This is a genomic window from Streptomyces sp. NPDC003038, from assembly GCF_040611115.1.
In the GTDB taxonomy this organism is placed as follows: domain Bacteria; phylum Actinomycetota; class Actinomycetes; order Streptomycetales; family Streptomycetaceae; genus Streptomyces.
Genome location: NZ_JBEXNN010000065.1, coordinates 1 through 11854, shown reverse-complemented (window position 1 = coordinate 11854; position 11854 = coordinate 1). Strand labels below are relative to the sequence as shown.

Sequence of the window (11854 nt, the reverse complement as noted above, 5' to 3'; positions counted from 1 at the left end):
ATAGACACCTTGCTCAACAGCCCGGGGGCTCTGCCTGTTTCACCACCGCCACCTCATCACCCGATCGGTGGCCACTCTGAAAAGGCTCACTGACCGCGATGTTGCAGGTTCACCAGCAGGTGCCGCGTGTCGGGGACGACGTCTTCCAGCGCCTGCTGGAGGGTCTCGCCCGTGTCCTCGTCGAGTTCGCCGCCGGCGCTGACCAGGGCAGAGCTGCCGCAGGCGGGACGCCGGCAGTAGTCAATGTGCTCTCCTCCCGCCGCCCGCACGCGTCGGCGCCTGCCGACGGACTCTGTGAGGTGGTGGTGCCGCGTCCGCGTTCAGGTAGGCGGCCGGCTGGGCGGCGTCGGCGTGGCTACGGAAGGGGGCAGGTGAGCGGGAGGACGCGTTCGGTCAGCCGGCCGGTGAGGTGTGTGTCGGTGACGACGGCCTCGGCAAGCCACTCCGCTTGGGTCAACTGCTCTACCAGCAGCTGCAGTTTGCTCGGATCGGCGGGGCACCAGGAGGCAAGCAGCTCCAGGGCGAGTCCTCGGCCGCAGGGGCCGAGTCGTCCGTCAGTGCTCGTCTGGGTGGCCAGCGTCAGGGCGAGCAGCCGGGTGTCCGCGGCGGCCTTGGCCTTGCGGAGTTTCTTGTCCGAGACGACCTTGTGGGCCCAGCCGCTGAGCTTGGGTCGTGTCGCCTTGCCGAAGGTGAACGGGCCGGGATTGTTCCAGTGAGGCATGAGGGAGGGAACGGTGATACGGGTGGGGTTCTCCGGTTTCGAAGCAAGCAGGCCGGCGGCCGTGCCGGGGATGCCCAGCCAGCCTCGGCCGGCCAGCTGCTCGACCAGGTGCTCCGGGTCGGTCAGGCCCAGCGCGGTGAGGTCCTGCCCGACGACGTTGCCGATACCGGTGAGCGCGGTGCGCAGCGTGAGCGTCAGCGTGACCAGGCGTGCTTCCGCTCCGGGCAGCGGGGCATGGTCGGCCACGTGGGCGAGGACGGACCGTGCCTGCTCCCACTGCGTCGACGCGGTCAGCAGGCGGGTCACCGTCGGCCCGTCGTTGTCCACGCTGTGGCCGGTGCGCTGCCGGTGCTGGAGGCGGGCGGTGCTGGAGGCGGGCGGTGGTGGAGGCCTGGTTGGCGCGATGGGCGTCCAGTTGCAGGCGCGTGTCGCCGGTGACCTCGGCCCAGGTGGTGAAGGCGCGGGCCTTGCGCTCCTGGAGGCTGGCGAGCAGCTCCAGGTCGGGTTCGGTGCCCTGCTGGTAGGCGCGGAAGAGATCGCCGAGCTCGATGAGCCCGTCACGCAGGAAGACGGGCCGCAGGTTGGACGGGATGGCCCGCTGTGCGGTCTTCCCTTGGGGAGGGCGCCGGGCAGGCGTGTTGCGGAGAGTCGGCACTTCCTGCGGGCCGGTTGCGGCCGGGCGGTAAGGGAACCCCAACTCGCCTGTGGGCGCGGTTGAGGGGCGGGGGGCGGTGGCCGGGTCGGTCGCGGGCGGGTCGGTGGTGATGACCTTTGTTCCGGGTGTGGCGGCCGCGCAGCGTGAACAGCACTCCATGGCCCGCCACCAGCGCCCTTCCCGGTCGGTGACCACGGCCAGGACGACCGCCCCGCCGCACCGCCATGGTTCGGGACGTGCGTGGCGGACGGCGCGGCGGTTGTGCGTGGTGCAGCCCTCGGTCTTGCATGCGCAGTATGCGTCGGCCCGAGGCGCGGTGGCGGCCTGCAGGTGGGTCTTGAGGTGGGCGACCGCTGCTGCACGGCCGGCAGCCGCGGACGGCAGGCGCTGCGCGGCGCAGGAGGGACGGCTGCACGAGACGCGCACTGCGGTGCTGCCACGACCCGCCGCGTCCAGACGCACCGTCCAGCGACGACCCAGCACCCGCTCATCCAGCTCGCTTGTCACGGCCCTCCGCCCACCCTGGCCTCCTTCTCGCATAGTAATCACCCGGTCACGCATACAGCTGGCGAGTCCACCGTATGCGGCAGGCCGCCCGACGGCCACGGAACTCGCTTCCATGAAACTGTTGATGCCCGCCCGCATCGGAAGCGAGCTTTCCAATCCTCACGAGTTCGAATCTCATATCCTCCGCCAGTGCATCCCGCCTTTCCAGATCGTTGAGGTGGTCGCACAGCCGGCGCATCACCGCGTCGGGCAGGTCCTTTGCCGGCCTCGGTGTCCTTGGTGTCCTCGGGTTCGTCGGGGAGTGTCCTCACACTGCAGCCGGAAGTCTGTCGGCAGGCCCTCCCCCGGTGGCAGCTTCAGCGTGTCCACACGTTGCCGGTGATGCGGTTCGCACCTGTCCCCTGGCTCTTCGCACGATGGGATGAAATGCGGGGCAAAGCACCTGGAGAGAGGCGAGTCAGCCGCTACCTTCGCTCTGTTCACAGGACTGGGATATCCCGTGTCCCTGAAGGCAGGAGGCCGTGGAGCTGATGACGCAACGACCGCCGGAGCGTTTGGCCAACCGGATTCTCGCGGGGCTCATCAGTGAGGCGGGATTCTCCCACGCCGAGCTCGCCCGCCGGGTCACTCAGCTCGGCCGCGAGCACGGTCTGGATCTGCGGTACGACAAGACCGCCGTCGCCCGGTGGCTGCGTGGACAGCAGCCGCGCGGGGCTGCTCCCGCCCTGGTCGCGGAGGTGTTCACCCGATGTGTGGGCCGGAGTCTGTCGGCCCAGGCGCTGGGCTTCGAGGCGTGTGTCCCCGTGTCTGCTGGCCTGGAGTTCGCACAGACGCCGGAGCAGGCCATCGAGATTGCGAGCGGTCTGTGGCGCAAGGACTCGGGCACCAGCGCCGTGCTGAGGAAGATCGCCTTCAGCCCGGCCGGGCTGGTGGCCCCCAGCAGGGACTGGCTGGTCGACCGGGCCAACGAGCCCGTGGGCCGCCCAGATCCGGCCACACCTGCAGAACTCCACGCCCCGGCCCAGGGGAAGGCAGCCGTCCCCGTGCGCGGACAGAACCACCGGGAACTCGGCCAGCCGGTCACCAGCGGCGACATCGCGGCCCTGCGCTCGGCCGGCGCACTCTTCCGCACCCTCGATGACACCTACGGGGGCGGCCACGCGCGGCAGGCACTGGTGAGCTATCTGCATCACGAGGCCGAACCGTTGCTGCGCGGCACCTACGGCCCGGCTATGGGACGACGGCTGTTCGCGGCCACGGCCGATCTGACCCTCCTGGCGGGCTGGACCGCGTACGACATCGCAGCCCACGGCCTCGCCCAGCGCTACTTCATCCAGGCGCTGCGCTTCGCCCAGGCGGCCGGCGACCGGGCCTACGGCGCCTACGTGCTGGCCACCATGAGCCGCCAGGCGGTCTACCTCGGCCACGGCCGCGAAGCGGTGCAGCTCGCCCGGGTGGCGCAGCAGGGCGCTGGCACCGGCGTGCCACCCGTCGTGCAGGCCATGCAGCATTCTGCCGAGGCCCGCGGGCACGCGGTACTCGGCGAGGTCAGAGCCTGCACTGCCTCACTCCTACGGGCAGAGCGCGCGCTGAGCACGGCACGGCCGGGCGACGACGTACCGCACTGGGCACTCTTCTACGACGAAGGCCAACTTGCCGCGGAGTTCGCACACTGCCACCGAGATCTCCACCAGTACCGCGCCTGCGCGCAGCACGCGGAACGCTCCCTCCGACTACAGGCCCCCCAGTACGCCCGCAGCAGGCTCCTGTGCCGGATCGTCCTCGCGACCGCCCGCCTCGGTCTGGGAGAACTGGACATCGCCTGCGCCCTGGGCGCGCAGGCCGCGCACAAGGCGGCGGAAATGCGTTCAGTACGGGCAGCGGAATGCGTCCGTGATTTCGAACGCCGCCTCAGGCAGTACCGCGACACCGCAGCCGCCCGCGACTACCACAACCGAGTAGCCGTCTTCCTCTGACACGATGAGGCGGCTTTTCAACCCTGCGGCGGGCGGTCACCGGTTTCAGCCCGCCGCCCTCGCCCAGCCCGGACGGCGGGTACGTGCCGTGGCGTAGCGGCCCCGCAGGCTGCGGGGCCGCTCGCGGCTCCGTCCGTCCGGCCGGCGACCGAATGGATCTCCTTCAGCAGCGGCAGCCGCAGAGTGACGTCACAGCGGTTGCCGTCGGCTGCCGAGACCACAAGTGGGATGCGCTGCCCCGTCGGCGACGACGTGGTGCCTGCTGAGGGGACGTGCGCGGCCGACCGGACTCGTCAGGGCCTCTTACGCGGGTTGCTCCGGCGCCGATGCCGTGATTACGGCGAAGACACCGCCCTGCGGATCGGCAAGGACGGCCATCCGGCCGGCCGCCATGTCGAAGGCTGGAGCCATGACGCTGCCACCAGCCCGCACCGCAGTCGCCTGGATACTGTCGACGTCATCGACGTGGAAATACGGCAACCAGTGCGGCGGAACCCCATCCGGCACCATGGACAGGTCCTTCATGCCGGCGACCGCACGGCCGCCCACCTTGAACTCGGTGTACGCCTGGACGCCCGGCATCTGCGACGGGGCCGGGCTGATCGGCAGTACGGCCGCGTAGAACCTGGCGGCGGCGTCGGTGTCATCGGTGCTCAGCTCGTTCCAGACCAGCGCGCCGTGCTCGTTGACGATGCCCGCACCGCCGAAGGTGCCGGGCTCCCAGAGCCCGACGGCGGCCCCGGTCGGATCGGTGATCACGGCCATCCGGCCGAGGTCCCCGGGACCCGGTCCGCAGCCCTGACCTCTGCCAGGTCCAGTGCCAGCTCCGGGTGGGCGACCCCGTACCGCCAGCCCCGCCGCAAGCCGGAACCCGATCCACAGCCACCGCCCGCCCCGCGACCCGAAGCCCGGCCCGCTACCGGGGCCCGTACCGGCCCCCGAGCCCATTACCTGAGGGACTGAGCCACTGGCTTCGGACTGGAGGCTTCGGGTTGCAGCAGGAAGGACCGAGTCATGAACGGCAGCGACGAAATCCCCCGCGTGGTCGTGGGCGTCGACGGCTCCCCGGCTTCAGATGAGGCGTTGCGGTGGGCGGTGCGCCACGCACGGCAGATCGGGGCGACGGTGGACGCGGTGGCGGCGTACGCCATACCTGGCGCCGCGGGCTTGTCCGCTCCGGTGGTGGCCGCCGGGTTTGATGAGGCCCGGGCCAGACAGGACCTGGACGACGAGATCCAGAAAGTGCTGGTCCAGGTCGGCGACGTGCCCCTGGAACAGCATCTGCTCCGGGGCGGCGCGGCCAACGCGCTGATCCAGGCGTCGGCCGGCGCGGAACTGCTCGTGGTGGGCAGCAGGGGCCGGGGAGGCTTCGCCAGCCTCCTTCTGGGTTCGGTCACCCAGCAGTGCGCGCTGCACGCATCGTGCCCGGTGGTCATCGTCCGGCCGGGGACCCGTTGACGGCGCCCCGACGTCAGAGGGCGGCACCTGACCGTCGGCCCAGGCGGAGGTGGCTGCCAGGTATTCCTCACCAACCGCCGCAGCAACACCGCCCAAGGCCCGAACTCTTGCGGCGGTATCCGGTCCGATACCGGAAGAGCCGGTGAGCCACCCCGCGAGGCCCTGATTCTGTTGTCGGGGGCACTCCGGGTATCAGCGATACGTGATCTTGGTTCACCGCGCCGTGATTCGCCCTGGTGGACCTGACAGATCCCCCAAAGAGCCGCGAGCGGTTGCGTCTCCCCCTGGACGGCCGGAGGCTCGCCATGTCAGGACTTCGTACGAAGCTCGCGAAGCTCTGAAGTCATGAAGCGGTCAAAGGCCTCGACCGCTCATGCCGGTCAAGGCCTCGCGGCTGCTCATCCCGCGGGGCTTTGATCATGTTCCGGGAACGAAACCGGAGCGGGTGCGATACGTGAGCTTGGCTTGGGTGACTGCAGGGCTTCTGCGATCCATGCCCGCAGGACTCTGTCCATGCTCCGGTCCTGACGGCCCATGCAGGACCGGAGCATGATCATTTATGGCGCCTGCAGCGTCGCTCCGGTCCCGGAGCGTGCCGACGTCGACGAGGACCAGGAGCTGGTCCTCGAGGATCCCACCCGGGAGCAGGTCCTGGACTTGGCGCGACCGCGCGGCCGCCGACCATCAGGTCGTCCTCGACCACATCGCCCGGTACGGCGAGACGTCGGCGCAGCGCCTGTTCAACCGGGAGTTCGTCGCGACCGTGCAGCGCCTGTCTGGCCTCGGGCACCTGGAGCCTATGGCAGGCAGGGAGAGAGCGGTTCTCCCGCCGTGGGGACGTCCCCGACAGCCCGGGCTGGAGTGACGAGCAGAAGGAGACGGTCGACCGGATGTGGGCAGAGATCCGGGAGCTGTCGATCGCGGTCGTCGATCACCCCCACTGGAAGAGCCTCCCCGTCGACGTCTTGGTGGCGGCCCGCATGCAGCTGAGGCGGCAGGCCCGCCCCGCTGAAATGGCCGAGGCGGCGTAGCCGCCGTGATGGAACCGCTCTGCCCCTGCCGTCGGCTCTGGACCAGCCTCTGCTGATACGCCGCTGGCTGGAGCTCACCCTCCTCGCCCGCGTCGACGAGAAGATCAGCGCCGTCCGGGCGGCAGACGAAGAGAGGGCGCGCCGCCGGCCGCCGGAGCCGCCCCGATGGTGGATCGAGTACGGCATCGGCGTCTCCCGCAGGCCCGACCGTATCCACACCGGCGCCTGCCCGATCACCAGCCGCGGTCGCGCGGCCACCAGGGAATCGGTCCTGGAAGTCCTGCGGACGGTGCCCTCGGTCATCGCCTGCCCGCTGTGCCGGCCCGACAGCGAGCTCGGGCTTCTCGACGGCTGATCAGGCACGGACGTGGGGCGGCTCGGTCCGCGCAGGGTTGGTTTCCGCCTCCCGCTACTCGGACCGTGGGAGAGGCGAGCGCGTTATCGTGGACCCTCCGACGTTGCTTTTCATGATCTTGCAGGAGTGCCCGCGTGCCCGAGGACCCCATCGCCCACAGCGAGCTCGCTGCCCTGACCCGGCGTTTCGAAGAGGTCGCGGAGAAACACGACCGCGAGTTCGGGATCATCAAGTCCGACCTCACCGCGGTACGCCTCCAGATCGGCAACCTCGACCAGAAGGTCGAAGCCCTGGACGAGAAGATCGACCGCAACCAGGCCCAGATCATTGAGCTGCTTACGCAACTGGTCGGCCAGCGCCCGGACGCCGGCTGACCATCCCCGGCCGGCCCCCGCCCCCGCCTCTTCTGCGGCCCCGAACCTGGCGCTCTGGTACGGGGCCGCAGTCCGCGGTCAGCTGCCGGTGCGAAGCCGCTCCTGTCGTGCCATCCCGCCCGGGCCCGGTCCTCGCCGTTGATCTACCGTGCGGTCGACGCCACTGGATCCGTCGGCGGTGCTCCGTCTGCGATGCCAAGGGCGGCCAGGACTACATCGAGGTGGGCGAGCCGGGCGGCGAGGCGATGCAGCGGGAGCACGGCCACGGCAGCCAAAAAGGCCCGGCGCCCGGAAGACCAGCGCCCCGGACGGGGGACCGGGCGAGCATGGTGCCCTACTACCGGCTGATGAACATCTCCTGCCCGGTGTGCCACGCCAAGCCCGACGCCGAGTGTGCCCTGCCCGCCGGCTCCCACCAGGCGTGGCGGGACATCCTCCACCACCACCTCGACCGCGCTGGCGGCCGCCGCCGATGGACGCCCCGCGCTCCACCGAATGGAACGGGCGCGGCAGGTCAGACAGCCGCCGTCAGGCCGGTGGCGGCTCCGCTGCGCTGCCCGGCGCACTCGGCCAGGACTGCGCCCAGCGCGGCGGCGATGTCGGGGTCGGTGTCCTTGTGACCGGCGCGCCAGCGTAGGTAGGGCTCGGCCCCCTGGAGCAGACCGGAGCGGGGGTGCTCCTGCACCATGCCGCGGTGGGTGCTTGAGTTCTAGTGGTTGTCGCAACACCCCAGCTCAAAGGGGTGCTCGATGGACTTCGAGATCCGTAAGGATCGTGCGAAGCCGCAGGGCCGAAAGAAGCTGACCTGGGAGAGGTCTGCATACTTCCAGCTCATGCAGCAGGGCTACAGCAACAAGGAAGCCTGCCGGGTCGTCGGTATCGACATCCGGACCGGCAAGAAGTGGCGCAATGGCCATCGACCGGGCAAGGGCCGCAGGCCGCTGCCGCCGCCACACAGGCTGGCGGCAGCGGCCTGCGGCCCGTCGCGGTATTTACGTGAGGCCGAGCGGATTCACATAGCGGACCGGCTGAGGGAGAAGGCCACCGTCCGGGCCATCGCCGCGGAACTGGGACGCAGTCCGTCAACGGTCAGCCGGGAGATCCAGCGCAACCGTACTGTCCTGCCGAACGGGCAGTGGTACTACCGGCCCCGGCGGATTCAAGGGGTCGTCGCAACACGTGGTGAGTTGATCAAGCCGCGAGCAGTTTAGACAGACGCTCGCTGGGGTTTCCCAGCCGAGTGTCTTGCGTGGGCGGCTGTTGAGTTCGGCGGCGACGGCGTCCAGGTCCTCGCGGGTGTGGATGGACAGGTCGGTTCCCTTGGGGAAGTACTGCCTCAGCAGGCCGTTCGTGTTCTCGTTCGAGCCGCGCTGCCAGGGGCTGCCCGGGTCGCAGAAGTAGACCGGGACGTCCGTGGCGATGCTGAAGGCATGATGGGAGGCCATCTCGCAGCCCTGGTCCCAGGTGAGGGACCGCTTCAGGTGCGGCGGGAGGGTCTGGACCGTGTCAGCCAGAGCGTTGCGCACGGCGGGGGCACTGTGGTCGGTGGGCAGGTGGACGAGCATCAGGTAGCGGGTGCTGCGTTCGACCAGTGTGGCGATGGCGGAGCGGGAGTTGCTGCCGACGATGAGGTCGCCTTCCCAGTGGCCCGGGACGGCCCTGTCGGCCGCCTCGGCAGGCCGTTCACTGATCATCACCATGGGGTGTGAGTAGCGCGGCTGCCGCTTGGCCGCATGCCGGTGGGGCCTGCGCATGGCCCGTCCGGTCCGCAGCGACCGTGTCAGCTCACGGCGGAGTTCGCCGCGGCCTTGAACGTAGAGAGCCTGGTAGACGGTCTCGTGCGTCACGTGCATCTCCGGCCGGTCGGGGAAGCGTCTGCGCAGAGCCTGGCAGATCTGCTCGGGGCTCCATCTCAGGGCCAGGTGGTCCTGAATGAAGTCCCGCAGTTCCCGGTTCTGGCCGATCTTGCCGACCTTGGGGCGCGGCCGGCGGGCGACGGCGCGGGCCTGGGCGGCGTGAGGCCGGTACTGGCCGTTCATGGGATGCCGGTTGCGGCGTATCTCCCGGCTGACGGTGGACGGGCTGCGGCCCAGCTCGGCAGCGATGGCCCGGACCGTGGCCTTCTCCCGCAGCCGGTCGGCGATGTGGATGCGGTCCGCCTCGCCCAGGTAACGCGAGGGCGCGGGCGGCGCCTCAACGGGCAGCGGCACCACCGCGTTGATCGGTGGTGCCGCCTTCTTGTTGCCCGAGGCGCCACGTCCGTTGCGCCATCGCTTGCCGGTCCGGATGTTGATGCCGGTGGCCTGGGCAGCCTCGGCGTAACCCATTCCTTGATCCACAAGCCGGAAGTATGCCTCCCGCTCCTGGATCAGCTTCCTGCGTCCCTGCGGCCTCCGGTCCTCCCGGATCTTGAAGTCCATTGCATCCCCTGAGCTGGGGTGTTGCAACGACCACTAGAACCTAAGCCTGTCCGCAGGGGCTCTGTCCGTGCTCCGGTCCCTGACGGCCCATGCAGGACCGGAACACGATCATTCAAGGGGCGTGCATGCCATGTCGTACAGGCGGGCCTGGGACAGCTCCTTGATCACGCGGACGTCAGACATCCACATGATCAATGGCTCTAGGCCCGCCGCCTGCGCCAACACCCCGAGCAACGACTTTGATGAAGCCCTGGATCGCTGGGCGGTTGAAAGACCGGACTGGGCGAAGGGACCGGGCCGGTGGCCGGACCGCTGCTTCATGTGTGGTGGGTCAGTCGTGTGGTGCTCCGCTTTCGCCGTCCGGCTCCCGCACGGTGGCTGAAGCAAACGGCTCCGCCCACCACAGGGCCGTCGCCAGCCTTGTGGTGGGCGGGTCAGGCGAGAGCGGACAGCGAAGTTGGCCCTGTCGCGAGTTCCGTGAAACCGAGTTGTTGATCTTCGCTGTTTCTGATCATGCCGGGTGCCCCTCGCTGAGCTGATCGCCGTTCTGTCCCGTACTTTGTCCGACACGTCGAGTACGTCCGCTCTGCGGGCCGGACCGTTCACGTTCACGAGAGGCAGGGAGCCATCGGCTTCGTGTACGGACTGTGGCGCGGCCTCGGTCCGCGTGCACAGCCGGTACGAACGCCGGATCTCCGATACAGCCGTGGCGAACCAGCAGAGCGTGCTGCACCTGCAAGTACGCCGGTTCTTCTGCGGTACAGGGACCTGTGCGAGGACAACTCAGCTCCACGGGAGACGTCTTTTCCGGGACCTGGCGTCCGGACGAGGCAAAGTGTTTGCGCGGACGACTCCATACGGCTGCTGCCTGTGGCCGTTGCCGGGCAGGCGCCGGGAGATCGGCCTGCCGGTGACCGAGAATCCAGACGTAACGGCGTAGAGGCCGCTACCGTGAGGGCGGCGTTCCCGGCCCCGGCTGTGCCACCGCCTGCGCACCCACCCCGCGGGCAAAGGAACACGGCCAGCGCGAGCAGGGCCGTGGCAGAGATCAGAATTCGTCGCATGCCCGCACAAGCTGCCGACGGCGCCGGGCGTCACGGGCCGGGGGGGTCATCCTGAGGTATGAGTCGGGGGGTGTGGCTACCTCTCAGGGCGTTTGTGTGAATGGTTATTTGGGGGGACTTTTTTGGATCTTGGTGGGTGGAGTATGGGAACGCGCTTCCGCGGGCCGGTGTTTCGGGCTGTGGCGGGGGTGTGGGGAAGTGGTCCTGTCGTCGGTGGGGCCGGTGGTTCAGGCCGGTAGGGCATGTGAGGAGAAGGTTATGGCGCGTCATAAGAGGGTGGGCAGAGGGTCGATGGCTACTCTGCTGGCGAATCGGTATGCGGTGACGAGTATTTCTCTGGGGGCTGCTCTCGGGGTCGGCGCGATGAGTGCCGTGCCGGCGAGCGCCGCGAGTCTTCCGGGCGCCTGTCAGGAGGAGGGCTGCAATGACCGGGACCGCAGGGATGTGCACATCGGTGTGGACCAGAATGTGTATTTTGCGAATGATGCGGGTCAGGATTTGTATGTTATCCCTGCGCCGGATCCTGGTTATGCTGTCGCCGATATGGGGATCGATATCGGAGCGATGTTCCTGGGTGTGGGGGAGATCAAGAAGGGCTATCAGCTGTCGGTGGGTCTGCCGGAGACCATCAAGACCGTTTCCGATCTGTACAAGTACATGAAGGTCAGCGGCGCGTATCTATCGGGGACGGCGGCTGTGGGGTTCCGTTCGGCGGAGGGGTCGGAGGCCGGTGTCGAGGCGGGTTCTCATGAGGATCTCGCCCACTACACGGGTCTGGCCGGTGGCTTCGCTGATGATTTCAAGCGCAACGCGGTCCGGATTCCCAGTGGCGAGTACAGGAACGTCATGGACAAGGGTCTCTTCACCACCTGGCTGAACCCGGCGAGTGGCTGGATGGGGATGGCCGGCGGGAAGGCTGCGAACTTCATGGTCATGACTGGGGACGGGAAGCAGATAACGCAGTTTGACGGCGCTCCGGACGAGTCGTGGATTGCCGGACCGAATGGCATTGTCCGCTCGGAGTACGGCACTGTTTGGGAGCCGAACCCGCAGGCGGGGCAGCACGGATGGGATACCGCCCAGTAGGTGGGCATTCGGCTTTCGTGGTCGAATGTAGGTGCGGGAGTGGTGACCGCCGGCCGCCGCCCCGCCCGGCCGGGGGGCCGGGCGGGGCGGCGGTGAAACCATGAGGCCTAGCTGTATTGCCCCGGGAGGTTGTGGACGGGTGATGGAGGTCTCGGCTGAGGCGTCTTGAACGGGTGAGGGCCTTCCGGGTTCGGTGTGGATTGCGAC

At 68.9% G+C, this 11854-nt stretch carries 11 protein-coding genes and 2 pseudogenes; 8 read left to right on the top strand and 5 right to left on the bottom strand.

What is annotated here, in order from left to right:
• Positions 1–86 precede the first annotated feature (86 nt).
• Both ABZX75_RS33320 and ABZX75_RS33315 read right to left on the bottom strand, forming a co-directional pair.
• The gene (locus ABZX75_RS33320) at positions 87–269 is read right to left on the bottom strand and encodes a hypothetical protein (protein WP_355417681.1); all 183 of its coding nucleotides are present in this window, start codon (positions 267–269) and stop codon (positions 87–89) included.
• A gap of 86 nt (positions 270–355) precedes the next feature.
• Positions 356–1048 (bottom strand): hypothetical protein, encoded by a 693-nt coding sequence (locus tag ABZX75_RS33315; RefSeq protein WP_355417678.1) that lies wholly within the window; start codon positions 1046–1048, stop codon positions 356–358.
• Positions 1049–2413: 1365 nt separating this feature from the next.
• Here ABZX75_RS33315 and ABZX75_RS33310 point away from each other — a divergent pair.
• The gene (locus ABZX75_RS33310; RefSeq protein WP_355417676.1) at positions 2414–3859 is read left to right on the top strand and encodes a regulator; all 1446 of its coding nucleotides are present in this window, start codon (positions 2414–2416) and stop codon (positions 3857–3859) included.
• A gap of 303 nt (positions 3860–4162) precedes the next feature.
• Here the strand turns inward: ABZX75_RS33310 and ABZX75_RS33305 are convergent, their stop codons facing one another.
• Positions 4163–4624 carry a VOC family protein gene (locus ABZX75_RS33305; protein WP_355417673.1) on the bottom strand — a complete coding sequence of 154 codons (462 nt, stop codon included), beginning with the start codon at positions 4622–4624 and terminating at the stop codon, positions 4163–4165.
• 249 nt (positions 4625–4873) lie between these two features.
• Here ABZX75_RS33305 and ABZX75_RS33300 point away from each other — a divergent pair, with 249 nt between their 5' ends.
• The 4 genes from ABZX75_RS33300 to ABZX75_RS33285 all read left to right on the top strand — a co-directional run bounded on the left by ABZX75_RS33300 (position 4874) and on the right by ABZX75_RS33285 (position 7077).
• Complete coding sequence (locus tag ABZX75_RS33300; RefSeq protein ID WP_355417670.1) at positions 4874–5317, top strand: universal stress protein; 444 nt, start codon at positions 4874–4876, stop codon at positions 5315–5317.
• Between the two features lie 890 nt (positions 5318–6207).
• Positions 6208–6348, top strand: coding sequence for a hypothetical protein (locus tag ABZX75_RS33295; protein ID WP_355417667.1), 141 nt, complete (start codon positions 6208–6210; stop codon positions 6346–6348).
• Positions 6326–6703 (top strand): DUF6233 domain-containing protein, encoded by a 378-nt coding sequence (locus ABZX75_RS33290; protein ID WP_355417684.1) that lies wholly within the window; start codon positions 6326–6328, stop codon positions 6701–6703. The genes ABZX75_RS33295 and ABZX75_RS33290 overlap by 23 nt, the downstream gene beginning before the upstream one ends.
• Before the next feature lie 134 nt (positions 6704–6837).
• Positions 6838–7077, top strand: a complete 240-nt coding sequence (locus tag ABZX75_RS33285; protein WP_133900437.1) for a hypothetical protein — start codon at positions 6838–6840, stop codon at positions 7075–7077.
• A gap of 514 nt (positions 7078–7591) precedes the next feature.
• On the opposite strand, the gene ABZX75_RS33280 is transcribed toward ABZX75_RS33285, so the two are convergent.
• On the bottom strand, positions 7592–7765 hold the full coding sequence (locus tag ABZX75_RS33280; RefSeq protein ID WP_355417663.1) for a hypothetical protein: 174 nt from the start codon (positions 7763–7765) through the stop codon (positions 7592–7594).
• 61 nt (positions 7766–7826) lie between these two features.
• Between ABZX75_RS33280 and ABZX75_RS33275 the strand changes: the two are divergent.
• Positions 7827–8228: pseudogene (locus ABZX75_RS33275) on the top strand (helix-turn-helix domain-containing protein); the annotation flags it as partial.
• A 40-nt stretch (positions 8229–8268) separates the two neighbouring features.
• Here the strand turns inward: ABZX75_RS33275 and ABZX75_RS33270 are convergent.
• Positions 8269–9497, bottom strand: a pseudogene (locus tag ABZX75_RS33270) (IS30 family transposase).
• 520 nt (positions 9498–10017) lie between these two features.
• On the opposite strand from ABZX75_RS33270, the gene ABZX75_RS33265 reads away from it, so the two are divergent.
• Together ABZX75_RS33265 and ABZX75_RS33260 are read left to right on the top strand one after the other, a co-directional pair.
• The gene (locus tag ABZX75_RS33265; protein ID WP_355417660.1) at positions 10018–10437 is read left to right on the top strand and encodes a transposase family protein; all 420 of its coding nucleotides are present in this window, start codon (positions 10018–10020) and stop codon (positions 10435–10437) included.
• A 415-nt stretch (positions 10438–10852) separates the two neighbouring features.
• Positions 10853–11647 carry a hypothetical protein gene (locus ABZX75_RS33260; protein ID WP_355417657.1) on the top strand — a complete coding sequence of 265 codons (795 nt, stop codon included), beginning with the start codon at positions 10853–10855 and terminating at the stop codon, positions 11645–11647.
• Positions 11648–11854: the final 207 nt, after the last annotated feature.

Bases quoted from the DNA above. Each gene is read 5' to 3' on its own strand.
- ABZX75_RS33310 (WP_355417676.1), top strand. From the start codon at position 2,414: ATGACGCAACGACCGCCGGAGCGTTTGGCCAACCGGATTCTCGCGGGG.
- ABZX75_RS33305 (WP_355417673.1), bottom strand. From the start codon at position 4,624: ATGGCCGTGATCACCGATCCGACCGGGGCCGCCGTCGGGCTCTGGGAG.
- ABZX75_RS33300 (WP_355417670.1), top strand. From the start codon at position 4,874: ATGAACGGCAGCGACGAAATCCCCCGCGTGGTCGTGGGCGTCGACGGC.
- ABZX75_RS33295 (WP_355417667.1), top strand. From the start codon at position 6,208: ATGTGGGCAGAGATCCGGGAGCTGTCGATCGCGGTCGTCGATCACCCC.
- ABZX75_RS33280 (WP_355417663.1), bottom strand. From the start codon at position 7,765: ATGGTGCAGGAGCACCCCCGCTCCGGTCTGCTCCAGGGGGCCGAGCCC.
- ABZX75_RS33260 (WP_355417657.1), top strand. From the start codon at position 10,853: ATGGCTACTCTGCTGGCGAATCGGTATGCGGTGACGAGTATTTCTCTG.